We start from the raw sequence: 25,299 nt of genomic DNA on the forward strand, positions 1-25,299 counted from the left end.
GGCGCATGAGAGAACCCAGCCTTAGACAGCTTGAAGCGCTTATGGCTGTCATCGAAGCCGGAACCGTTAGTCGGGCCGCCGAGGTCCTCAGGATCTCGCAGCCGGCCGCGAGCAAACTCATCCAGGATCTGGAGGCAGATACCGGACTGCAGCTATTTGAGCGCGAGAGCGGCCGGCTCGTGCCGACAGGGCGCGGCATGCGTCTATATGAAGAAGTCGAGCGCGTCTTCGGTGGCGTCCACCAGCTCGCTCGCGCCGTCGACGCGATTCGTCGCGAGGAGCACGGCCATCTGCTCATTGGTGCCATGCCCGCACTGTCCGGCCCATTCATTACCCGTGTCATCGCAGGTTTCAGAAGGCGGCATCCTGAAGTCTTCATTTCCATCGAGGCTCGCAGCTCGCAATTTTTGACCGAAGCTGTCCTGCTTCGTCGTCTTGATTTGGCCCTCGTGATCAGCGGTCTGGAACATTCGTCTGTTCAGGTCGATCGCGTAAGCAGTCCATCGGCGGTGGTTGCCTTGCCCCAGGGACACAGTCTTTCCGAAAAGTCAGAGCTGTCTCCGATGGACCTGAGGGAAGAGCCGTTCATTGCATACGCGCCCACTGGAACTATGCGCAGGAAAGTCGACGCCGCCTTTGAAAAGTTCGGGTTGAAACCGAATATCGTCATCGAAGCAACGACCGCTCCAAACGTCGCGGAAATGGTCGCAGCCGGTTTGGGAGTGACCGTCGCCGATCCTCTTGCCCTGGAGCATGTCGCCGGACGGATCACATCGCGCCCCTTCTCGCCGGTCATCGACTTCGACTATGTGCTCATTCGTCCGGTGCGCGCGAGGAACAGCAATCTGGTTGCAGACTTCGTCGAAGAAGTGCATGCCGCGGCCAGAACTCCAAAACTCATACCATGAAAAAGATCCCCGACCTCGGCGACACTTGTTCGCTGTCGGTCGGGGAAGTCGGGGAAAGCTGGTCAGCGATTGATCGTTGTCAGTTCGGTAATCGGTGGCGCCAGGTTCAAAGAGCCCTTGAGCTCGTAACCGTAGTTCAGGGCCTTGTTGTGGACCCAGACCTGCATCAGGCTGAAGAGAGGCACACCGCATACCTGTTCGAAGATCTTCTTCTGTGCTGCGGACCAGAACTTCAACCGCTCTTCGTCCGTGGTCGCCTTTCGAGCAGCCGTGATATCAGCGTCGCCAGCATTGCAGTGGGCGAAATTGGTGACTGCGGTCGGCTTTCCGACAGATGCGTCAGAATGGTAGAACTGGCTCAGGTAGCTGTCAGCGACTGGATAACGCGCGGCACCATAAAAGACGACGTCGCTGAGATCCTTGCGGATCTGCTCTTGATAGGTCGGATGATCGACTATCCGCATCTGAAGATTGATTCCCGCCTCGGCAAGCTGGGCCTGAATAACTTCCATGATGGGCTGTTGAGCGGAATTGGATGAGACCACCGCCGAGAGGCTGAGGCCATCCTTGAAACCCGCTTCGGCCAGCAGTTTTTTCGACGCCTCCGGATCATATCTATAGGTCCAGCTGCAGTCTTCGCCGAGATAGTTGTTAGGGACGACCGAGCAGCCTTTCAAAGCCACTCCGGCTCCAACGAATTGGACAATCTGATCAACATTGATGGCTTGGGCGATGGCCTCACGGACTTTGACGTTGTCGAGCGGTTTGTGGGCCATGTTTAAGAAGACGGTGCGATATTCGCCCGGAGAGAAAATATCGACGGTAGAATTTTCCCAGACTTTCGCCTGGTCGACCCAGCGCTGTTCCCGCTTTCCATTGATAAGATCCAGCTCCCCAGATCGGAACGCAAGCTCCCGGCTTGAATCGGAAGGGATGAGATCCACACGGATGTCGTCGATTTTCGGTGCTCCGCGGAAGTATCCAGGGAATGCCTTGAGAAAGACCGACTGCTGCGTGACGGCCTTGTCAAACATGAAAGGACCCGTCCCAATCGGGTTTGCCTTGAACTTGGCGCCGAGCGCCTCTACTGCTTTTTTGCTGACGATGTTGCCGCCGTGGTAGTTGGCGACCAATCCCAGAAAGCCGGCGACAGGTTGGCTTAGCGTGATGCGGACAGTCGACGGGTCAATGGCTTCGATTGACTTGAATGCGGCATAATCGCTTGAGTAGGAGGATGTGTCCGGGTTTTTCGCACGTTGCAGCGAAAAGACGACGTCGTCGGCCGTAAGGGTCCCGTAATCGCCGTGGAACTTGACGTCCTTGCGAAGCTTGAATGTCCAGACCAGGCCATCCTCGGAGCTTGTCCAGCTTTCCGCCAGATCCGGCTCGATCTTGGCAGGGTCGGCGCTACCAGGAGTGAAGCGAACTAGGCCGTTAAAGATCCAGGACACAATTGCCACATCCTGGGTAGTGCTCGCCCTTGCGGGGTCGAGGGTCGCGATATCGGCTGCATTTACTCCCACTCGGAGCGATGCCGCACCGGCTACGGCGGGCAACGCGAGGCTGATCAGTGCCGATGTCGCCAATGCCGCGACTATGCTTTTCCCGATTTTGTAGGTCATGTTCCACTCCATTGTTTATTTTCCGAGCGAATTAATTGGAGTTTTCTATAAGTGTCAAAGTCGATATTTTAATTGCTGTATTCTTCTGGGTTATAGTGCGTTGATGCTTCTTGTCAGGCGGGGATCGGTCGCATCTACCGCTCAAACGGGCAGCGGCACCCTAACGCTGGCGAGCAAATCCAGACCTCCAACGGCGCCACCGCACATGGCGTATCTCGGGAGACAAACCAATAAGTATTGCCTCCTTACATCGTGCAACAACGCCGCGATCAATATGCAAGGCGGACAACGACCTCAGAATGCAAGATCCATAAAATATAGATATTTCAGTTATTTAGTCGAATGGTTGGACGATTTATGGGGAAGGGCTCGCCTATTGATAAGCGTTGTCAATCAATGCGGCTGAATTCCAATTGGTTGCCGTGGCGCACTGTTCTGTATGGTTTTCTTAATAAAACAAGAATGAGAGGTGAACATATGCATGCGATCAGCGTGCCCCCAAAAGGGCTATTCATAATTCATTGCCAGTCTGATGACGCCACCACGTCAGCATAAGTCCCTTCGATCGCAGCGAACCTAGAGAAGCCTGTCGGCCTTCTCTTCATCTTGGGGCGTACTGCAAGCCGCTACCGACTATCGCCACGGAACCATCGCTGGATGGAACAGGGGAGCGAACAGGAACATGGATATGAGAATGCCTGAGACAAAGGTGGCAAAATCAGATCAAGCGCATCCGCTGTTATCCGTGCGCAATCTCTCTGTGCGGTTTGGCGAAAGCAGCGCGCAGGTGGAGGCTGTTTCCAACGTATCGTTTGATGTTGCGCGTTCCTCGACTGTGGGTGTGGTTGGTGAAAGCGGCTCGGGAAAATCGGTAACATCGCTCGCGATTACGCGCCTGTTTCCCAAGTCCGCCAAAGCCGCCATCGGCGGCGCAATCGAGTTTCGTGGCCGCGAACTCATCACCATGCCGGAAACCGAACTGCGCTCGCTACGCGGCGCCGGCATCTCTTACGTGTTTCAGGATCCTCTCTCCGCATTGAACCCGGTGCGCCGATGTGGCGATCAGGTCGCGGAAGCCATCCGGATACACGAGGGCAGGATTAACCGCGATCACGTGCGTGACCGGGTGGAGCAACTCTTCGAACGACTCGGACTGCCACGGAGCCGAGGGATATTCGACAAATATCCGCATGAACTGTCCGGAGGTATGCGCCAGCGCGTTATGATTGCGATGGCTCTGGCCTGCAAGCCAGCCCTCCTGGTGGCGGACGAGCCGACCACCGCGCTGGACGTGATCGTTCAGAAGCAGATCGTCGATCTCCTTCGCGAGGCCGTGCGCGAGTTCGATACATCGTTGCTCTTTATCAGCCACGATCTCGCACTTGTCTCAAGTCTGGCGGATGAGATTGTTGTCATGCGCCACGGGAAGGTCGTCGAGCATGGCGCGACGGAACAGGTCACGAAAAATCCGATCGATCCTTACACCCAGCAACTCTGGAAAGCCACCCCAACCTTGCGGGCGCCCTCGCGGCCGGCCCTCGGCACGCGACGGCCCGAGGCCATCTCACCCAGCAGTGACCTTCTCACGGTGAGCGGAGTCAAACACTCCTTTTTCTGGGGCAACGGTGGGAAAATCGGTCCGTTTGCGCTTGATGAAGTCTCCCTCTCCGCACGCGAAGGAGAAACCGTGTGTGTGGTCGGGGAATCCGGCAGCGGAAAATCCACTCTGGCGCGCTGCGTGGCGGGCCTCATAGCACCTGATAGCGGGAGCATACAGTTCAATGGTCACGAACTCGTAGGCGCCGACGCGAAAGCATGGCGTGCCGTTCGCCGGGACATCCAGATGGTCTTCCAAGACCCCTATGCGTCACTCAATCCTCGAATGAAGGTCTCGGAGCTGGTGGCGGAAGGCCTTCTGATCAACGGCATTACGACGTCGAAGACAGACCTGCGCCGACGCGCGACCGATCTTCTCGAAATGGTTGGCCTAAAAGCGTCTTATGGCGATCGTTACCCACACCAGTTTTCAGGCGGACAACGACAACGGATCGCCATCGCCCGGGCACTCGCGCTACGACCGAAGCTCCTCATTTGCGACGAGCCTGTCACCTCTCTTGACGTCTCGGTAAGGGCGCAGATCGTCCAGCTGCTGACGGATATCCAGGATCGCGAAGGGCTTACATACCTTTTTATCACCCATGACATCGCTCTGGCACGGCAGATTGGAGACCGGGTCGTGGTGATGACTGAGGGACGCGTTGTGGAGGCGGGCGAGGCCACTGCCGTCATCGATCGACCGAGCCAGGATTACACCAAAGCGCTGCGGGCGGCGGTGCCGGAGATGCCCACGGAGTTCAAATCGCAATAACGATGCCGAGACGACAACAGCGTCCTTCAACTCGCTTATCGACATCGACTGGACCTTCAAAAGCAGCACTTCAACATCTAAGAAAAGGGGTAACAGATCATGCCAAGACAAAAATGGCGCGCGGCGGCCGGTATCGTGCTTGTTGCGGGAAGTGCCGTAACACAAATTCACGCTCAGGAGACAAAGTCGGGTGCGGCATGCGGATCCGGGCAGCCCGTCAGTGTAAATCTTCTCTCGCCAACTCAACCGAACACGCTGGATCCCAATGTCGAGACACTCGTCCAGTTCGCGCAGATCAGCCGAAACATGTTCGATGGCCTTTTTCAGCTCGACGATAACATGCAGCTCCAGCCGGATCTGGCGGTGAGCTACAAACAACCCGACAACCTGACTTACGAAATCGAGCTCCGGAAGGATGTCGTGTTCCACGATGGATCCGCCTTCACATCTGCAGATGTCGTGGCAACATTCAACCGTATCGTGAACGACCAGAAGCTTGCCTCGAAGCAACGCAGCTACGTCAGCAATGTGAAATCTGTAACGGCACAAGGAGACCACACTGTCCTTTTCGCTCTGAAACAGCCGGACAGCTCCTTCCTCAAGGCCTTGGCAACAATCATTTACATCACGCCAAAATCCACGATCGAGAAAATCGGTAATGTCGAGTTCGGCAAGAAGCCGGTTGGCACAGGGCCATTCAAGTTCGAGAGCTGGAACGTTGGAGACAGCGTCGTTCTCGCGCCAAACTGCGACTATCGCGGTGACAAGCCGATACCGAGCAAGGTCGAGTTCCGCTTTATCTCGGAGCCGGCAACGCAGATCAGCTCCCTCCAGAGCGGCGAAATTGACATTGCGACGGGGGTGACTTCCGATCTGACCGCCGCATTGAAGTCTTCAAGTGAGGTGGCTGTTCGATCGATCGATGGTAATCAGACATCTTGGCTGAGCATGAATACAAAGGAAGGGCCGCTCGCCAACCCAAAAGTCCGCCAGGCACTGAACTACGCAATCGACAAGACCGCGATCGCAAAACAACTCCTTGGTGGCTTCGCGACACCTGTCGGTCAGGTCTATTCGAAAGGTGTTTTTGGCTACACGAAGGCGGTCTCTCCGTATCCGTTCGATCCGGAAAAGGCGAAGGGCCTTCTTGCTGAGGCGGGATATAGCAGCTCCAAACCTTTGCAATTGGAGTTTTATAATTATCGCGCCGAACTCAATCCCGTTCAACAGAGCATCGCGTCTTTCCTTGCGGATGTAGGTATCAAAGTAACGACACGTTTCGACCCGAATTACTTCGTCGATACCTGGCAACCGGGGAAAATGGGCCGGAATCACGTATTTATAAGATCGAACAACAATCTCTTGATGGATGCTGATTTCCCTCTTGGGCTTGAGCTCGATGGCACTCGTCGTGGAATGTATTTCAGCTCACCTGAAACGGACGCGAAGATTGCCAAGGCCCGTGGTGAAACCGACCCTAGTTCGCGACAGGCTGCCTACGATGATCTCAACAAGACCCTTTATGATCTTGCTCCGATCACCTTCCTCTATAGCACTGACTCGATCTACGGCGTCAGCAACCAGGTCGATTGGAAGCCCAGGCCTGACGGCGCAATCTATCTCGTCAACGTCACTAAGAAACCTTGAACTGAATATGCGAAAGGGGAGCGAGTAGAATGCGTAGCCGATTTATGAATCGTCTCATCTTCAGCATCCTCGTGATGCTGGGAGTTTCGGCCATCACGTTTCTGTTGATGTTCCTGGCCGGCGATCCTGCCGCTCTCCTCGCTTCTGAAGATGCAACTGCGGCAGAAATCGAACAGATCCGGCAAACATATGGATTCGATCGACCGATCGTCGTCCAGTATCTGGAATGGCTATGGCACGCCGTTCGAGGAGACTTGGGCGTTTCCTACCAAAGCCAGCGCCCCGCCTTGGAACTGATACTTCATGCGCTGCCGAACACGCTGTTGTTGATCTTCTGCGCGCTGGCGTTGTCTGCTTCGATCGGCGTGATAGTCGGCGTGCTGGCCGCAACGTTCCGGGGCAGCAGATTTGACCGCTCCGTTATCATGGGATCAGTCCTTGTCCAGTCCCTGCCCTCGTTCTGGCTTGGCATCGTCATGATCCTGATATTCAGTGCGACGCTTCGGCTTCTCCCGACATCCGGGTTTCGAGGCCCGATATACCTCATCCTGCCCGCAGTGACGCTTGCCACGTTTCAGGTTGGAACCTTTGCCCGAATAGTGCGCTCATCCATGCTTGAAGTGCTCGATTCCGACTTCGTGCGCACCGCTCGCGCGAAAGGAGCATCGGCCTCGTCCGTCGTCTTCGGCCACGCGCTTCCGAATGCTGCGCTGCCGATCATCACCGTCATAGGACTAGAACTTGGCGGGCTTTATGGCGGAGCTGTCGTGACTGAAACGGTTTTCGGCTGGCCGGGTGTAAACACACTGGCGCTCTCAGCAATCACCTCGCGCGATATGCCGGTCATTCAGGCCTTCGTGCTTGTCGTTGGTATCCTGGTGGTGATCACCAATCTCCTGATCGACATGCTCTATGCAATTCTCGATCCTCGTACGAGGGGACTAAGATAATGACGGATACGACCTCTTTGCCCCAAAGTCCTGATCCTCAATCGTCAACGACGGTTCGACCGATCAATCTGCGGCTCCTCGTTCCGGCTTTCATGCTCGGAGCGATCGTGGTCGTTGCCTGCGTGGCCCCCTGGATTTCACCCTATGGTCCAAATACTCAAGACCTGTCGGCCCGGCTGCTGCCGCCGTTCTGGCAGTCTGGCGGATCAACCAAACATCTTCTTGGAACCGACGATTTGGGAAGGGACCTCCTGACCAGGATCATGTATGGCGCTCGGGTATCGCTTAGTATCGGCGCTATTGCTGTCATTTGCCGGATGGTGTCCGGTGTCATTATCGGCCTCGTCGCGGGTTACTTCGGGGGGCCTCTTCTCACATTTTTCATGCGGCTGGGCGATATTCAGCTTGCTTTGCCGACGCTCGTTCTCGCGATCGGCGTGATTGCGGCGCTTGGACCCAGTACCGCCAATGTCATCCTCGTGCTGGCGATCACCGGCTGGGTTTTATATGCGCGGCTGGTCGTCAGTCAGGTTATCGTTGTTCGGCGGCAGGAATACATCGCCAGCGCACAATTGCTTGGCGCCTCGCACTTTCGCATCATCATAAAGCACCTGCTTCCCAACATTCTCCCCTCGGTCATTGTTTTTGCCAGCCTCGACCTCGGCTTGATGATGCTGACGGAAGGATCGTTGTCTTTCCTCGGACTGGGCGTTCAACCCCCTGAGCCGTCATGGGGGGGCATGGCCGCGGGAGGCCGTGCCTTGATCAGCACGGCCTGGTGGATAGCTACGCTACCCGGAGCCGCGCTCGTCATCACGGTTGCGCTTGTCAATGTTCTTGGGGAGCAATTGCGCGACCGTCTGGATCCGCGACTCGATGCAAGCAGAAGTGCTTAGTGCTGCCCCTTATACTGCACGCAACAGGAACTGATGGAGGACTTCTCGTGAACGAGCCGACCGTTATGGCTGAGCTGTTCAATCGGATCGGCATGTTTCTAAGTGCCGATCTGGATTCCGCAGTGCGCCGACGCGCTGAATTGTGTCTCATTGACAGTATCACCTGCTTCTCGGCCGGTCTTGGACTCAAGCACTTCAAACCAAGCGCTGCCGTCGCGTCGTCCATGTTTGGCAATGAAAGTACGACCGGAGCAGGAAGCTTCACTCCCTCCACGATTCACACGGCCTATATCTACGGCCAGGCTGCAAATGCCCTTGATTATGACGATACTCTTCTGGGTCATCCCGGTGCGCCGATCGTTGCAGCCATCCTGGCAGTTGGTGCAAGGGAAAATCTTTCGATGGATCGGCTGCTGCGCGGTATTGCGGCCGGCTATGAGGCGCATTGGGTACTCGCATCCGCTGCGACGCCATCACGGGAAAGGGCGGCGCTCGTTCGCTCCGTCGGCGTCTGGGACACCGTTGCAGCCGGGATTGGAGCTGCGGTGTCGTTAGGAAAAGATCCCGAATTTCTGGAGAGGCTTGTCGGGGTGGCGTTATCTCATTCGCTGCTTCCATATACCGGAAAATGGTACGAACGTCCGGTACCAGCGCTGAAGAACAATCTCGGCTGGGCCGCGGCCGGCGCGGTCATGGCCCTTGATCTTGTTCAGGCAGGCCAGACTGGTGTTTCAAATCCACTCGACGGATCAACCGGAATGTGGCGAATGGCAGGCTCCGATCAACTGGACCTGACAAAGACGCGCAAGGATCTTCCCGCCATTTCGCGGGTCGGCTTCAAGCATTTCCCTGCATGCTGGCATCTTCAGGAATATCTCAAAACCCTTGCTTCGGTCCTGCCTCAGCTAGACGAGAGAGAAGAGATTGCGGCGATCACCGTAGCCGGCCCTGCCGACGTCGAGAAATTTTGCCAGCAAGCGATGTTGGCCCCAGCCGACGTGGCCTTCAGCTTGCCGGCGACCTTCAGTCTTCTGATTTCAAATGTCGAGCCAGGCCCGCGTTGGGATGAGGTCGCAGACGATTCTCCTGAACTTCGCTACAAAAGTAGGTTCGCTTTCGACCTTTCTGACAAGAGATCGATAAAGCTGGAAACGACAAGAGGTCGGATAGTAATGTCCAGCGTGGAGGTTAGCGATCCACATGACTTGGCGAACCGTGGCCTGGATGAAAGCGGCGTGGTAGCGAAATACGAGCGCCTGAGTGATCCACAACTGCGCTCGGCGTTGGCTTCTGGCCTTGCAGAAAGTGACCGGGGGGCGGCGGAATTGTATCAAGCTGTCCACCGGTTGATTGCTGTTGCGGGTGCGGACAAGCATTTGGCCCATCCGCGGTAGCTGCTGCATTCAGAATCCACCTTGCGGTCACTGTCCGAAGATCGTGACTGCCGAAAGGGCATCCGGAAACCGACTCCTCTCATCCAGCAAAATTCCTTGTCTATTTTGGGCATCCAAATGTGCCCAGGCGATAGCCTTTGAGGCGTTCGCTCTCTTCAGGTGAGAGATTAACCTGCAGGGGTACGTTCGGACGCCTTGATCAGGAACTTTACGGGTCTTTTGTTGGTCAAGTCTGATTTCGATCTCCGGATTTATTTGAACTGCAAATCAATGTTCGCGAATTGCAACTTCTCTCGCCAAAAGAAGGAAAGCTAATGTTTATCCAACGCCAGTAAGGCGCGTCTAATCAGGAGAAGTAGCAAGATATGCTTAGGATCGGCGTCGACATCGGCGGTACATTTACCGACTTTTGCGGATGGCGCGAAGGGGAGCAGGATATCATCAGCCTGAAAGTTCCCTCTACGCCTCCGAACTTCGAGAACGGGTTCAAGGAAGGGTTCGAGCGCCTGCTTGAACGCCTCGATCCGGAAAACGGTGAGCCGGCGCTGGTCATGCATGGCACGACCGTCAGCACCAATGCCGTGATCGAACGCAAGGGACCGAAGATCGCATTCTTCGTGACCAAGGGTTACCGCGACCTGCTCGAACTCCAGCGTATGGGCGTTCGTAACCCCCTCAATATATTCGAGAACCGCACGAAGTCGCTGGTTGATCGCGCGATGGTTTTCGAAGTCGACGAGAGGCTCCAGCGAGGCGGTGTTGTAGAAACGGCGATCGATGAGGCGGCGGTCGAAGTCCTTGTACGAAAGGCAGCGGATGCCGGCGCTGCGGGCTTCGCTGTGGCGCTCCTCCATAGTTACGCCAATGCGGATCATGAAAAAGCCGTTGAGCGTGCGATCCGACGCATCGTCGGTGAAGAAGCCGAAGTTAGTCTATCGAGCGAAATCTGGCCGCGTATCGGCGAATACGAGCGTGCGATCGTCAGCGTCCTCAATGCATTCGTCCGGCGGCGCATGAACGAATACATCGGCGCGGTCGAAAACTATGTTGCGGACAGGCTTCCAGGGTCGCAACTTTTCGTCACACGGTCGAACGGCGGAGCAATGGCAGCCGCTGAAGCGCGGACATTCCCTGTGCACACGCTCCTGTCCGGACCGGCCTCAGGAGTGACAGCTGTACAGTATCTCGGTCGGTCGATCGGCGAGCAGAATATTCTCACCATGGACATGGGTGGCACGAGCACGGATATCTCCCTTGTCCGAGATGGAGAGGCCCTCACGTCAACGGCTGCGGAAGTCGGGGATTTCCCCGTTGTCATGCCAGTTACAGGTATCGAGGCGATCGGCGCCGGCGGCGGCTCTATTGCTTCCATCGACGGGGGCGTTTTGCGCATCGGGCCGCAGAGTGCGGGCTCATTCCCCGGCCCGGCGTGCTTTGGCCGCGGGGGAACTGCACCGACACTGACCGACGCCTATCTTCTGGCAGGCTACCTGCCGGAAGCGCTCCTCGGAGGAGCCATGCAACTGGATAAAACGGCTGCCGAAACAGCGATGGCGTCAATCGCCGAAGGCCTTGGCACCGATGTAGCAACGGCCGCGGAAATGTGTGTCACGGTTGCTAGCTCGAACATGGTCGCAGGCGTCTTGCCGTATCTCGCACGGCAGGGCGTCGATCCGGAAGAACTCACATTGCTCGTCTACGGGGGAGCTGGAGCAATCCAGGGTCCTCTTCTTGCCGCTGAAATCGGCGTCAACCGCGTCCTCGTTCCGAGCACGCCGTCGGTGTTCTGCGCGCTTGGAGGCCTCGTTTCCGAACTGAGCAACGATACGATGGAAACCGTCCACGGCCTCGACGTTGATAGTGAGGTGATCGCGCAGAAGTTTGCGGCTCTGAGGCAGAAGGCAGCGGAGTGGCTGCGCCGCCAGGCGTCGGCCGAACGTCTCGTATCCGAGAGCTTCGAATGCTGGGCTGAGATGCGCTATGTGGGACAGTCGTTCCAGGTTGACGTGCGCCTTCCGGATCTCGCAGTGGAGAACAAGGATATGAAGGCGATGCATGATGTCTTCCACAAGGAACACGAGCGGATCTACAGCCATGCCGATCCCGCGTCACCCGTCGAGTTTGTTGACCTGCGCATGCGAGTGCGTGGCGCAATGTCCATTCCCGAGCCTGCATCGCCGAAGTCTGTAGCAGCCGGAGAACCGGTGAAGGGCGTGCGGCCGATGCGGTTCCAGGGGCATGTTTACCCGGAGGTTCGCGTTTACGACCGGGCCAATCTGGGCCTCAACGAGCCGGTGCACGGCCCCGCTGTCATTGAGCAATCCGAAGCCACGATCGTTGTCCCGCCGGACTTCATCGCACGTACAGGCGCCTATGGCGCGATTTTCATGACCCGGAGCTGAGCTATCATGGACGCTGTTCGAACTGCCATTATGAGCAATCGTTTCAATGCAATTGTCGAAGAGGCCTCAGCTGCGGTCTACCGCACCGCTCACACGACTTTTGTGAAGCTGGTTCAGGACTATCAATGCGCTCTCGCCACCCCGGATGGGGATATGTTCGCCTATCCCATGATGTCGGGGGTGAATGTTTTCATAGGCTCGCCTCTTCGTCCGACTCTTGACGCCATCGGTCGCGAAAACCTGAAACCCGGGGATATCGTCATCACCAACGACCCCTTCAGTACGGATGGTCTTGTCACGCATCTGATGGACGTCACGCTGCTATATCCGATTTTTCGCGAGGACAAACTGATTGCAGTCGGCTGGTCCTTCGTTCACGCATCGGATATCGGCGGCGCCGTACCCGGCAGTATTTCTCCTGCATTCACGGAGGTTTTTCAGGAAGGCCTCCGGGTAAGGCCGACAAAGCTTTACGAGGAAGGGGTGCTCAATAAGACCATCAAGTCCATCTTCGAAGACAACAGCCGTATCCCGGCAGAGCTTTGGGGGGACATCCAGGCCATGATCTCAGGCCTGAAAAGCATGGATCGACGTATCAACGAACTCTGCGACCGCTACGGTCGCGATATGGTCGAAGAGGGCATGCGTGACGTCATCGGATATTCCGAAACAAAAGCCCGCGCGGTGATTCGGAAAATTCCGGAAGGTGTCTATAGCTTTGCTGACTACCTGGAGGGGATCAACGAGGGACAACTCGCTTACTTCAGCGTTACGCTGACGGTGCGAGACGGTGAACTGGATGTCGATTTCACCGGAACTGATCCCCAACTTGCGGCCGCGTACAATCTTGTCACCGGCGCCACGACACACCCCTATGTGGTGCAGTGCCTGATCACCTTCATCCTTACGATGGATCCGCTCACGCCTCGTAATTCCGGCATCCTGCGTGCCATCCACGCCCATGCACCGCGCGGTACAGTTCTCAACGCAGTGTTCCCCGCCTCGGGCGGTTCACGTGCAGCATCGGCGACTCGGGCCTACGATATTATCATGGGGTGCCTCAATCAGGCGCTCCCTGAAGGGGTCGGAGCTGCGGGCGCCGGTATGGCAGGTGTCATTGTGGTGTCCGCTCCCGACCCTCGGACCGGTCGCGACCGGGTCAATGTCATCAATACGATTCATGGCGGCGGCGGTGGTCGCAGGATCAGCGATGGCGTTGACGGGACCGAGGTGCGCTACTCGCAGCGCATGGTTCCGTCTGAAGTGATCGAAGTTGAAACCTCGATGATCATGCGGGCAATCCGTATCGTTCCCGACAGCAGACGCGCAGGTCGCTTCGCAAGCGGCGCTGCACTTGAAATGGAGATGGAGAACACCGCCAACCGCGCGGTTATGACCGTTCGCAACATGAACCGCTTCGTTTTTGCGCCTTGGGGCTTTCGGGGTGGCGAACAGGGGCTTCTTGGGAAGACCATCGTAAATCCGGGCCGCGCTGACGAGCGATCGATCGGAAAAATTTCTGTCCTGGAGATGGGACAGGGCGATGTGGTCAGGATCACAAGCCCGACCGGGGGCGGATTCGGAAACCCGATGGAACGCGATCTTGATGCGATCTCCAGGGAGATCGAGAACGGCATGTTGTCGCCTGAAAGAGCGGCTGAAGTATACGCGGTCGCTTTCGATGACGAGGGACATGTCGACAAAAAGAAAACTGAAGCAAACAGGAAGGAACGTGGAGAACGCAATCTTCCCGCCTTCAATTTCTGCGCGGAACGTGAGCGCCAGGATCACGTTTGGTCCATGGCGGCGCGGCGCAAACTTGCAGCGATGGCGCTTAAGTTCGAACTGCGGATCCGCAGTCAACTTGTCGGCAATGTTCATAAGAGGATGATGAAGGCCGGCACGCCGGTGAACGACGACATACTACAGAACGTGGTTCGGGAAGAGGCCATACGGCTTGGGGGTAACCGGGTTCTTGCTTCTTGATAATTCTGCCCGGCGTCGACTTAAACCGCTCCGCTCTGCACGACAAGGGTTCACAGGCTGCTGTGAACCCTTTCTGTTAGTCCCTGCATATAGCACTCAGCATGTCCCCTGTCGAAAACTATAACTCTGGCGAATATGCGCCCTAAAACTTCGACTTTGACAGCTATGGCGAAACGCTGTCTCGTGGAAGGCTCAGGACGGCCTTCGTCTTTAAATGCCAGTGCAGTGTGTGACAGCGCGTCTTCTGATAAGTGGCGAAAAATGGAGAATTATCATCGGGATATGAGCCAGTCACTCGAACTGTGGAGCATGAAGTGTTTTATCGTGCTGGCCGAGGAGTTGCATTTCGGCCGCGGCGCGAAGCGCCTGAACATGACGCAGCCCACGCTTAGTCAGCAGATTAGGAAGCTGGAGTCACATTTTGGTGTTCAGCTTTTCATTCGTTCAACCCGAAGCGTGGAGCTCACGCCTTCCGGTGAGACGTTTCTGCCACTCGCTCGCGAAGCTCTGACGAAGCTCGACGAAGCGGTGCTTCTTTCGAAACTGGCCGCTGGAGACATGTATCCGGGTGGAGAGCAACTCAAGATCGGCGCCATTGATCCAGCGGTGCACCGACTACTTCCCCTAATTCTGCGGCGTTTCCGAAAACGTTTCCCAAAGACGCGGCTTGACGTCAGGATATTTGATTCCTCCGAGATACTACGCGCTCTTGAGCGCGGCGAGTACGATGTCGGAATCATGAGGCCGCCGAGTAATGGCAATGTTATTCGCTACCGACCTCTCATCTCGGACCGTTTTGTCGCCGTCATCCCAAAACAATCGCCTCTTGCGAGCCGCTCAACTCTCATGCTTTCCGATTTTGTCGGGCATGACGTCTTCACTCTCGACCGTTTTGAGCTTTCCAGTTTCAAGTCGATTCACGACCAGATCATCGAAGCGGGCATAGTTCCGGATCCCGGCATCAGGGTGTCGAATACGACAGCCGCCCTGGCATTGGCGGCTGCAGGACTTGGGATCACCTTCCTCCCCGAATGGATCGAGGCAATTGTCGGCCGCGACGTTGTTCTGCGGCCCGTGGACGATCTCGGCCAGGAAATCTCCATCGGGATAGCGTGGCGTGCGGACAATCCCATGCCGGGAATATTACCATTTGTGGAATATGCGGAACTCGTTGCGCGGCCCTCCTAAATCTCAACGAATTGGCAGGCAACAGGAATGGTCCGACAGATTAATCTACGGCAAATTGAAGCATTCAAGGCCACGATCGAATGCGGCTCCGTGAGCCGTGCAGCCGAACTCATGGGAATATCACAGCCTGCTGCCAGCAAGCTGCTTACTCATCTCGAAGATGATGTCGGCCTGAGCCTGTTCGACAGGCAACGTGGAAAGCTGCTGCCGAACAAACAGGGCATGCGATTTTATGACGAGGTGCAACGCATTTTTGCCGGTGTAAGGCAAGTAGAGCGCGCGGCCGAGACTATCAGGAGAGAGGAACAGGGACGATTGACGATCGGCGTCATGCCTGGTCTCTCGGGTCAATTCATTCAGCGGGTCGTGGCTGACTTTCTTCTGGCATATCCCGAGACCTACGTAATTATCAAGGATGGCGCTTCTAGGTACATCGCTGACTGGGTGGCCACCCGCCAGATTGACATCGGGATTATAAGTGAGCGCTTTGATAACCCGAACCTGACGTCCAGCCCTTTGCTCGATAGTCCCATGGCCTGCGTACTGCCTCTAGGGCACCGCCTGTCCGAAAAGACAGAAATCACACCGTCGGATATCAACGGAGAAAGGTTCATTTCCTTCGCTCCTGAAAGCCAGACGCGCCAGTTGGTGGAATCAACCCTTGATGGGCATGGTATCCGCGTAGACGTGGTCGTGGAGGCTGGGACAGCACCGACAGTATGCGAGTTTGTTGCCGCTGGTCGAGGTATTTCGATCGTGCATCCGTTGCTCGCGCATCCGGTAAGAGGCCGCGTCACAACGCGACCGTTCCGCCCAGTAATCTCATATGGAATGGTGCTAAGTCGGTCACGTGAAGCTCGGGATGTCAGACTGGTTGACGCCTTCATCTCCCAAGCGCGCCACGCGACAGCGCGCCTGTTCTCGGAAATCGTCGATGGTTAATTGAAATTGCAAACGCTCAAATCAATGTCCATCCTCGAATAGTCTTGCGGCTGAGTTGATTAGCGATACCAAGTTGGGTCGCTGCCAATGCACAGATTTCACCTGTAAAAATCCAAAACTGGCCCGACTCAAACTGCCTCCACCGTTTATCGTCGATATCAGCCTTTTTCCAGGTAAGCCCGTTCCAGAGCGTACCCGGATAGATTGACGAGATGATCCGGGAGCGCTTTGAAGCCTTTTAAATTTTGACGTACAGCGTAAGCTTGTCTTCGATAGTTTAGAAATGCAATTGGTGTCTTTTCAGCCACTATCCGCTGGAGTTCCTTGTAAATGCCTATGCGCGTCGGCAAGTCGGCTTCGTGCCGTCCACGGGAAAGTAGCGCGTCTATTTCCGGATCTTTATGTCCATAAGATCCGCCGGGGGCGTTTGATGCGAGAAAACCGCTCAGTTCGTCGGGGTCCGACAAGGAACGACTTCCATTAACGAGCAAATGGTATCTCCCTTCTTTCGCTTGGCTCATACGGACACCCCATTCAGGTAAAGCCAGCTTTATATTCAAGCCCACAGTGGCGAGATGCTGTTGGATAATCTCAGCAGTGTCCTTGTGAAAACCGTACGTGCTAGTCGAAAGCAAAGTTGCGGCCACATTCTCAGCGCCCGCTTCCTGAAGCAGGCGCTTTGCCAACGGTGGATCGTAAGGCCACAGGTGCGCGAGATCATCGGTGTCAAAGGGTGAACCCAAGGGCATTGGTAGCCCGTACAGCGACTTGCCCTGTCCATAAAATGCCGCCGCAACGATATCGTCTCGCTTTATGGCATGTGCCACTGCGCGGCGTACAAGCGGGTTTGTAAACGGCCCTTGCGCCAGATTGAACTGCAAGGACATGAATAGTCCGAATGACGATTGGAGTGAGATGCCGGGAGTATCAGCAAGGGTTTGCATACTTTGAAATGGGACGTACTCGATAATATCGACATCGCCCGCCTGAAGGGCCGCAACACGCAGACTATCATCCGCATATACGATAAAATTTATAACTTTAGACTTGGGAAGACCGGCTTTGTAAAAATCCGCTCGCGCTTTAAGCGTGAGCGACGCTCCTTTTTCAAAACTCTCTAATAGGTAAGGGCCGGCTCCCACCATCTTGTTTGGATCGTCGCTCTGACCGGCGAATACGATTGCCGACGGAGGTGCTGCCAAGAGGCCAAGGAATGATGGAGTTGGCTGCTTTAGAACCAGCTTCACGGTCTTTGTGTCTACGATTTCTACCGATTCTATGTCTTGAAACTGTTCGCGGAGAGCGGCTACCGAATTCTTAGCTCGAATTGCGTCGATGGAATATTTGACATCATTGGCGGTAACGGGTGCTCCATTCTGAAATAGAGCATTCGGTCGTAGGCGAAAGATGTATGTTCGAGGATCGGTTAGAACCCAGGCCTCGGCCAGCTCGGATTGAAGTGAGCCCCGTTCATCAAAGCTCAACAAACCCCGGAACATGAGTGACTTGACCGCGCGGCCTGCAGCGCCAGTATCCTCAAAAGGACGAAGCTCAGGGGGATAGGCTGACAGGCCATACCTAAAGGTTTCAGCGATGCCGGTGTTACTCTCGTCGGCGAAAGCGGTTCGACAAAAAAATCCTGCTCCGAGTGCGGCGGCTGCACGCATAATATTGCGCCGGCTCGTCTTCCAATCATCATGAGAACTTGGCATCATCTTCTCCCCTGGCGCGGTACCGTTGAAGTGCCCCTATTTTCTGATGACCAAATCTGCGGCTGATAGTCTGATGAGTCCAATTCCAAAGGACATGTGGTGTATTCCGCTAAGTTATGCGTGCGGCGCTAAGTCGATACCGGAAGTAATTTAAAATAAAGAACTGCAATCAGGCAAAGCTGGTCCCACGGCACACTACCTCGCCGCGGGCGCCGAAAGCTGCGGAAGCGAGTTCATCGCTTTCGGCTGCGGCAAGGAGTCGTGGTGAAGTGAAATTACCAGTTCAGGGCTGCCAAAGGCCGTAGCACATTATTGCTAGCGCGCGGAAACCGAGTATATGCCGGTACTCGAGATCCATAGATCCATATACATTTGATATGAAGGCAAGAGAAGAGCAGGATGGGCTGTGCCATCTGATACCCTGCCTCAAATCTTGGTGAAATTAGTAAGATCGGTCGTTTTTTCCCAGAAATGCGGAGCTGAAAGAACAAGCTCTCGTAAATCGCTTGGGACAAGGGTTTTAAGCTTTCGCTCATCGTTAGAAATAGCTGCGCGTGCGAACGCAACAAATCTTTCTGTGATATATGCTAAAGTCCTACAATCTGCCGATCTCAAACTATGAGGCCCCAGAAAAACGCTGATGTCTTTCATGCCATTCACTCGGCGATAAGCGTCTAACGTACCTTCCAAGCCTTCCGCGATATCCCAAGTGCCCCGGACAAATTGAGCGGCAGGCCATTTATCGATGTTGGCGAGCACATCACTATCTGTGGCGCGTGACGTGCTGTATTCAGCGCGCAGTGCGGCCTCAATGAGATGTTCATCGTTCTCCACGGCACGGTATCCAAGCGATCCTGGATTAGAACCAAAGAGGATCGCTCCTTTGACGTTGCTTAGACCAACCGCCGGAGCACGCGTGGTGATTCCTCCATCGAAGTTACAGTTTTCAACGAAGTTTTTATGCATAAACCACTGTGCGGTTTGAGAGCCCCTGGAAAAACCCACAACTATGATCGGTATCTCGTAAATCGAGGCTCCATTCATCAATCGAGTTGCTGCGTCATGTCCCTCTGCAAGTTGGCCGGTAGGTGTCATGATGCGGAGACCCGCACCGCTGTTCAACTGCTCCAACATGCGGAAAATATCGTTGGCCTGCTCGCAGGTGTTCGAAGCGCTTCGGCCACCTGATATGCCTTCACCACGCCTGTCAGTCACAAGCACGTCGAACCCTGCTGATATCATATCGCTAACGCATCTACGCCAGTGGCGGAGCCCGGAGCACTCAGTGAGCGTGTCCAATGGAGGAACTTCGTAGTTTCTTGTAACTATATTTCGCACAAGCGGATTAGAGGCGGGATCGTCGATAGCAGTTGTCTCGCTGAAAGCGCCATTGTTGAAAATGACGAGCGATTTTATTTTAGAACTTTCAGCATCTTCGACGCCTTCTCCCCGTAAGTACCAACCTCGCAGCTTTATCTCGGTATGGAGATCAAGGAACTCGCGCTCATAGGCATCGCGAGGTACAGAGAACTCCACGACCGATGTCGCTTGTTCGAAATTGGCGATGGGTTCATTGTAAGGCGCTTCGCCAAAAAATCGCGGCCGTCTTACATCCTCAAGATCAATGTGGCCGTCCAAAGAAACTTTGCCAACTGGATTGACGCTGCCGGTCTTCCGGTTCTGAAATCCGACAATTGCTTTTGCCCGCCGCATAATATGATCAGATCGTTTGGCGTCGATGCGGCACGCCTCCCATTGAGAGCGAATCTTGTCGTCGGTGAATTCCTCAACATAGAAATCCCCCTTGTACCCCTTGGGTATCAAACTCGGCGTCGGCATAAATGGATAAGAAAATAGACCTCCACTTACTTCCGTCAGATAGCCGGGTAGCTCTCTATTTACATCGAAGTTTACCCGAACCCTGCAATCGGGTTTCGGCGTTCCTGCGTTGACGATGACTTCACCGGCTCCATCGGATGACGCCATCACCATTCCCCATTGTCCCAATTCATCACAAAATGACCAGTCGAAATCTCTCGGTACTCCCGCACGGGCGGCACGAAGTCTGCCGGTCTAACAGGGCTGCGGAGGTCCGCATTGGAGATCGAGCGCTTTTGCAGGCGCCTTGCCGGATCGGCGATCGGTACGGCCGCGAGCAGCCGTTTGGTATAGGGATGCTGCGGGTTCTGGAAGATCGCCGCACGCGGTCCGATCTCAACGATCTCTCCGAGATACATGACGGCAATCCGGTGGCTGACGCGCTCGACTACGGCCATATCATGGCTGATGAAGAGATAGGCGAGGCCCATTTGCGCCTGCAGGTCGAGCATCAGATTGACCACCTGCGCCTTGACCGACACATCAAGCGCTGAGACCGCTTCATCGGCGACGATCAACCGGGGTTCGAGAGCGAGCGCCCGGGCGATGCAGATGCGCTGACGCTGGCCGCCTGAGAACTCATGCGGGAAGCGGGTCGCCATGTCAGGCTGTAGTCCCACGCGTTCGAGCAGATCCGCGACCTTGTCGCGGGCTTCGATGCGCGTCGCCAGCCTGTTGATGATGAGCGGATCGGCAATGGCGGATCCAACGTTTTGCCGCGGATTGAGGCTGCCGAACGGATCCTGGAAGATCATCTGCATGCGCTTGCGCTGCTCGAGCAACTCTGTCGCATTGAGCTTCAATACGTCCACACCGTCCAGCATGACGGAGCCGGAACGGGGCTCGACAAGGCGTAGGATAGACCGGCCGGTCGTCGATTTGCCACAACCGGATTCCCCGACCAGCGCGAGTGTCTCGCCGGCTTTGACGTCGAAGGAGACATTCTCGACGGCATGCACGCGGCCTTTGACCGAAGAAAACACGCCGCCGCGAATATCAAAGCGCGTTGTGAGACCCTTCACTTCCAGTACGGCGCGCTTATTGTCCTGAACTGTGTCCGGAACTTCGACCGGGGCGTCTGATTGACCTGTGACGCGATCGACGATCGGGAAACGCATCGGGCGATTTTTTCCCTCCATCGAGCCGAGCCTTGGCACTGCCGAGAGCAGCGCGCGCGTGTAGGGATGTTTTGGTTGTGCGAAGATATCCGCCGTGAGCCCGGCTTCCACCGCCTCACCCTTGTACATCACCACGGTGCGGTCGGCGACTTCAGCGACCACACCCATATCGTGAGTGATGAAGAGGATGGACATGTCCTCTTCCTTCTGCAACTCCTTGATAAGTTCAAGGATCTGCGCCTGGATTGTCACATCGAGCGCCGTTGTCGGCTCGTCGGCGATCAGTAGCTTCGGTTTGCAAGCGAGTGCCATAGCGATCATCACGCGCTGGCGCATTCCGCCGGACAGTTCGAACGGATACTGGTCCAGGCGTCGTTCTGGATCAGAAATATGGACCTTGCGCAACATCTCGAGCGCGATCTTTCGCGCTTCGTTACGCGAACAGTCACGATGCGCCAGAACAGCCTCCGCGATCTGGTCTCCGATCTTGTAAACCGGGTTCAGGCTCGTCATAGGCTCCTGAAAGATCATTGCCATGTCGCCGCCGCGCAGCGAGCGGGCAGTCTCCCCGGACACGCGCGCGAGGTCATGAACCTTACCGGAACTGCCGGCAAAGCTGATCTTGCCGCCTGCAATGCGAGCGACCTTCTGGGGAAGCAGCCCCATAATCGACAGGCTGGTCACCGATTTGCCGGAGCCGGATTCACCGACAACCGCCAACGTCTCTCCCCGGTTCAGGTCGAACGATATGCCATTGACCGCTGCAAAGGTGCCAGTCGGCGTTGCGAACTCTGTCCTCAAGCCGTCAACGGAAAGTTGAACGTCTGAAGGCAGAAGCTCCGCAGCATATTTGGAACTGGAGCTCTCGGTGGCCACCTTATCGGGAAATGGCTTAAGCTTCGTCGTGCGTGGGTCGAATACGTCGCGTATTGCGTCGCACAGGGCGTTGACAATGAAGATCGTGACGACGAGCGCCAGGCAGGGCCAGACAAGTCCCATCGGGTTGAGCTCAAGATAGCTTCGCGCGCCCCGGATCATCAAGCCCCAGGATGGGGTCGGTGGTACGATACCAAGTCCAAGGAAGCTGAGGCCCGATTCAACCACGATCGCGGATGCGACCACCAGCGAGAATTGCACAAACAAGGGGGCGGCGATGTTCGGAAGGATCGTCTTTCGCATGATGCGCAACGGTCCTGCACCCAGTGACCGCATTGCCTCGACGTATTCCTTCTCCTTGACCGAGCGCACCTCACCATAGGCGATACGTGCAAATTCCGGCGCATAAAAGACGGCAAGGGTTGCGATGAGGGTTAGCGTGCCAGGGCCGGTGAAGGCGATGACGAGGAGCGCCAGCAGGATCGGCGGAAACGCCAACATGAACTCCGCAACGCGAACCGTCAGGACTTCGGCCAGCCCGCCGAAGTAACCACCAACCATACCGGCTGCAATCCCTATCAGGGCCGCCACCACGCCGGTCGCGATTGCGACGCTCAGCGATACACGAGCACCGTAGAGAAGCCGGCTCAGCACATCTCGGCCGAATTCGTCCTGACCGAGCCAGTGGCTCGCCGAAGGCGCACCGAGACGGCCGCTAATATCCATCGCGAGCGGATCGGAAGGGGCGATAACGGGTGCCAGGATAGCGATGAGCAGCAGCAGACAAAGGGCGATTGATGGCAGTGCTAGGTGACGAAATTTGGCGCTGCGCCAGATGGAGGAGAAACTATTCATGATTTGCGCACCTGCGGGTCGAGAAGGGAGTAGAGAACATCCACGATCAGGTTGAGCAGGATGAACAGCGATGCCGTCACCAGAACGATGCCCTGGACCTCAGGATAATCACGGCTCTCAACCGCCCTTACGAGGAAACCACTCATGCCGGGCCAGTTGAAAATGTACTCGACGAGAACGGTGCCTCCGAGCATCGTACCCATTTGCAAGCCGGTTACAGTCAGGACGGGACCGAGCGCATTGCGCACCACATGCCGGCGCAGGACCCGCCTCTCTTGCAGTCCCTTGGCGCGTGCCGTACGAACCCAGTCTTGCTGAAGAACGTCGAGCACAGTCGATCGAGTCATGCGGATGATGACTGCGGAGAAGCCGACGGCAATCGCGGCCGAGGGCATCAGCAAGAGGATCAGGTGAGCACGTGGCGATACGCTGAACGGTACAAATCCGCCAGCGGGAACGAGGCGCAGCATCAAGGCGAAAACAAGCACGAATACTGTCCCAAGCACGAATGTCGGGATTGAAAGCGCCACGCTTGTGGCCCCGCCGAGGATGCGGTCAATCCATGCTCCGCGCTTTCTTGCGGCGAGCACGCCTAGCGGAATGCCGACCAGCAGCGAAAGGAGCGTCGCCATGCCGATCAATTCGAGTGTTCTCGGCAACCGCTGGGCAATATTGCTCAGGACATCCTCATCGTCCTGAAAGCTCCTGCCGAGGTCGCCCTGGGCAAGCCTCGACAGATAGTTGATGTATTGCCGATGCAGTGGCTGGTCGAGACCGAGACGCGAACGCATCTCGGTCACAGCCTGCGGATCAGGTGCCATGCCGTCCGAAGACAGCATGACCTCGACCGGATCACCGGGGACCACATGCAGGATCATGAAGACCGAAGTGGCGACGAGAAAAATCATCACGGCCGCCACCGCGATCCTTCTTACGATGTAACTGAGCATTGCGCTCTACCTCCTGAGCGCGTGCTCACCCAATATAGACTTCGTCGAATGCGATTCCTGACTGGTTGATCAGGAAGTCAGGCAGACTCTTGAAATCCTTCACGCCGTCATGCAGGGCATAAGCCTGCGAGCGGTAGTTGAGGAATGTAACAGGCGTAATTTCCTGAACGGCACGCTGCAGATCGCGGTAGATCTCGACGCGTTTGCCCTGATCCGCCTCGTAACGGCCGCGCAGGAGAAGGTCGTCCAGTTTAGGATCGGAAAGGCCCACGGACCGGCGATAGGAGTCTGCGCCCGAGCCGAGAAGCGACGACAATTCGTCGGGGTCGCCGAGCTCCGATGCTCCACCATTGATGGCGAAATGATAGCGTCCCTCGTTACCCTGGCTGACACGCACGCCCCATTCCGGAAGGCTGAGCTTGATGTTCATGCCGATGGCCGAAAGCTGCGCCTGGATAATCTCGGCCGGGTCCTTGTGGAAGCTGTAGGTACTCGTTGCGAGAAGCGTTGCCTGGAGGTTTTCTGCGCCGGCTTCCTTAAGAAGTGCCTTGGCACGATCCGGGTCATATGGCCACAGGTGATCGAGCTCCTGGCTCCTGTAGGGAGAGCCCTCCGGAAGCGGGACGCCGTCAAGGGCTTTGCCGAAACCGAGAAAAGCTCCCTTCACCAGGTCCTCTCGGTTGATCGCATGGGCGACCGCGCGGCGAACCAAGGGATTGGTGAACGGTCCCTGTTTGAGGTTGAACACGACATACATGAAGAGACCGAGCGCGGATTGCATCTGCATTCCCGGCTTTTCGGACAGACTCTTCATGCTCTGGGCGGGCACATACTCAATAATATCGACGTCACCGGCTTCAAGAGCGGCTACGCGCAAACTGTCATCCGCGTAGACGACGAAGCGAAGGTTCTCAGTCTTTGGAAGGCCTGGCTTGTAGAAGTCGGTTCGCGCCTTGAACGTAAGAGACACACCCTTCTCGGAACTCTCAAGTTTGTAAGGACCGGCGCCAATCATGGTGTCCGCCTTGTCCATCTGCTTGGAGAAAACGACCGGCGCGTGGGGACTGGCGAGAACCGCGGTGAAGGACGGAGTTGGACGTTTCAGTGTGATGCGGACCGTTTTAGGGTCGACCACATCGATTGCCTCGATCTCCTGAAAATACTGGCGAAGATAGGCCGTCGATTTTTCGGCGCGGATAGCATCGAACGAGGCCTTAACGTCTTCCGCGGTGACCAGTTGTCCGTTCTGGAAAGTCGCATTGGCGCGGAGCTTGAAAACATAGGTGCGAGGGTCGGTCAGCTCCCAACTCTCGGCGAGTTCGGGCTGAATTTTCCCCTCACTGTTGAACGTGACGAGCCCGCGAAATAGAAGCATTTTCACGGTCCGGGACGCGGCACCTGAATGCTCGAAAGGCCTGATGTTCGGCGGATAGGCCGAAAGGGCGTAAGTCACGGTTCCGGGCGTTGCGGCTCGTGCAGTATGAGCAAAAAGCCCCGGTGCAAGCAGGCCTGCGCCGACGGCGCCACTGCCGAGCAGAAAGCTGCGCCGGTTTGAAAGAAATCTCCCGTTCAGGTCATAGAGGGCATGTGACATTGTTCCACTCCTT

The 25,299-nt window shown here is 56.2% G+C and carries 16 protein-coding genes and 1 pseudogene; 10 read left to right on the forward strand and 7 right to left on the reverse strand.

What is annotated here, in order from left to right:
* The first annotated feature begins 5 nt into the window (after positions 1 to 5).
* Positions 6 to 908 (forward strand): LysR substrate-binding domain-containing protein, encoded by a 903-nt coding sequence (locus CFBP4996_RS26000; RefSeq protein ID WP_080855438.1) that lies wholly within the window; start codon positions 6 to 8, stop codon positions 906 to 908.
* A gap of 62 nt (positions 909 to 970) precedes the next feature.
* Here CFBP4996_RS26000 and CFBP4996_RS26005 read toward each other — a convergent pair whose 3' ends face one another.
* On the reverse strand, positions 971 to 2,530 hold the full coding sequence (locus tag CFBP4996_RS26005; protein ID WP_080855540.1) for an ABC transporter substrate-binding protein: 1,560 nt from the start codon (positions 2,528 to 2,530) through the stop codon (positions 971 to 973).
* Between the two features lie 694 nt (positions 2,531 to 3,224).
* Between CFBP4996_RS26005 and CFBP4996_RS26010 the strand changes: the two genes are divergently transcribed.
* The 9 genes from CFBP4996_RS26010 to CFBP4996_RS26050 all read left to right on the forward strand — a co-directional run bounded on the left by CFBP4996_RS26010 (position 3,225) and on the right by CFBP4996_RS26050 (position 16,303).
* Positions 3,225 to 4,898: an ABC transporter ATP-binding protein gene (locus CFBP4996_RS26010; RefSeq protein WP_162936174.1), complete on the forward strand. Its 1,674-nt coding sequence runs from the start codon at positions 3,225 to 3,227 to the stop codon at positions 4,896 to 4,898.
* Between the two features lie 99 nt (positions 4,899 to 4,997).
* Positions 4,998 to 6,545, forward strand: a complete 1,548-nt coding sequence (locus tag CFBP4996_RS26015; protein ID WP_080855440.1) for an ABC transporter substrate-binding protein — start codon at positions 4,998 to 5,000, stop codon at positions 6,543 to 6,545.
* A gap of 29 nt (positions 6,546 to 6,574) precedes the next feature.
* Positions 6,575 to 7,495, forward strand: coding sequence for an ABC transporter permease (locus CFBP4996_RS26020; RefSeq protein ID WP_080855441.1), 921 nt, complete (start codon positions 6,575 to 6,577; stop codon positions 7,493 to 7,495).
* Positions 7,495 to 8,391: an ABC transporter permease gene (locus tag CFBP4996_RS26025; protein WP_080855442.1), complete on the forward strand. Its 897-nt coding sequence runs from the start codon at positions 7,495 to 7,497 to the stop codon at positions 8,389 to 8,391. The genes CFBP4996_RS26020 and CFBP4996_RS26025 overlap by 1 nt, the downstream gene beginning before the upstream one ends.
* A gap of 47 nt (positions 8,392 to 8,438) precedes the next feature.
* Entirely contained in the window at positions 8,439 to 9,785 is a 1,347-nt protein-coding gene (locus tag CFBP4996_RS26030; RefSeq protein WP_137396085.1) for an MmgE/PrpD family protein, read from the forward strand.
* Positions 9,786 to 10,150: 365 nt separating this feature from the next.
* Complete coding sequence (locus CFBP4996_RS26035) at positions 10,151 to 12,187, forward strand: hydantoinase/oxoprolinase family protein (protein ID WP_080855444.1); 2,037 nt, start codon at positions 10,151 to 10,153, stop codon at positions 12,185 to 12,187.
* A gap of 6 nt (positions 12,188 to 12,193) precedes the next feature.
* A complete protein-coding gene (locus CFBP4996_RS26040; protein WP_080855445.1) occupies positions 12,194 to 14,173 on the forward strand; it encodes a hydantoinase B/oxoprolinase family protein in 1,980 nt (659 codons plus the stop codon).
* A gap of 261 nt (positions 14,174 to 14,434) precedes the next feature.
* Positions 14,435 to 15,361, forward strand: coding sequence for a LysR family transcriptional regulator (locus CFBP4996_RS26045; protein ID WP_279511365.1), 927 nt, complete (start codon positions 14,435 to 14,437; stop codon positions 15,359 to 15,361).
* A gap of 27 nt (positions 15,362 to 15,388) precedes the next feature.
* On the forward strand, positions 15,389 to 16,303 hold the full coding sequence (locus tag CFBP4996_RS26050; protein WP_080855447.1) for a LysR substrate-binding domain-containing protein: 915 nt from the start codon (positions 15,389 to 15,391) through the stop codon (positions 16,301 to 16,303).
* A 158-nt stretch (positions 16,304 to 16,461) separates the two neighbouring features.
* Here CFBP4996_RS26050 and CFBP4996_RS26055 read toward each other — a convergent pair whose 3' ends face one another.
* The 6 genes and pseudogenes from CFBP4996_RS26055 to CFBP4996_RS26080 all read right to left on the reverse strand — a co-directional run bounded on the left by CFBP4996_RS26055 (position 16,462) and on the right by CFBP4996_RS26080 (position 25,286).
* Entirely contained in the window at positions 16,462 to 18,018 is a 1,557-nt protein-coding gene (locus tag CFBP4996_RS26055) for an ABC transporter substrate-binding protein (protein ID WP_080855448.1), read from the reverse strand.
* Between the two features lie 423 nt (positions 18,019 to 18,441).
* The gene (locus CFBP4996_RS26060) at positions 18,442 to 20,001 is read right to left on the reverse strand and encodes a hypothetical protein (RefSeq protein WP_137396086.1); all 1,560 of its coding nucleotides are present in this window, start codon (positions 19,999 to 20,001) and stop codon (positions 18,442 to 18,444) included.
* Positions 20,001 to 21,845 carry an ABC transporter ATP-binding protein gene (locus CFBP4996_RS26065; protein ID WP_424243868.1) on the reverse strand — a complete coding sequence of 615 codons (1,845 nt, stop codon included), beginning with the start codon at positions 21,843 to 21,845 and terminating at the stop codon, positions 20,001 to 20,003. Before CFBP4996_RS26065 ends, CFBP4996_RS26060 begins: the two co-directional genes overlap by 1 nt.
* A gap of 78 nt (positions 21,846 to 21,923) precedes the next feature.
* Positions 21,924 to 22,742 (reverse strand): annotated as a pseudogene (locus CFBP4996_RS26070) (ABC transporter permease); the annotation flags it as partial.
* Positions 22,739 to 23,692 (reverse strand): ABC transporter permease, encoded by a 954-nt coding sequence (locus tag CFBP4996_RS26075; protein ID WP_162936177.1) that lies wholly within the window; start codon positions 23,690 to 23,692, stop codon positions 22,739 to 22,741. The gene CFBP4996_RS26075 and the pseudogene CFBP4996_RS26070, both read right to left, overlap by 4 nt.
* 25 nt (positions 23,693 to 23,717) lie before the next feature.
* A complete protein-coding gene (locus CFBP4996_RS26080) occupies positions 23,718 to 25,286 on the reverse strand; it encodes an ABC transporter substrate-binding protein (protein ID WP_080855450.1) in 1,569 nt (522 codons plus the stop codon).
* Positions 25,287 to 25,299: the final 13 nt, after the last annotated feature.

The sequence above is a fragment of the Agrobacterium leguminum genome (genome assembly GCF_005144435.2).
Classification (GTDB): domain Bacteria; phylum Pseudomonadota; class Alphaproteobacteria; order Rhizobiales; family Rhizobiaceae; genus Agrobacterium; species Agrobacterium leguminum.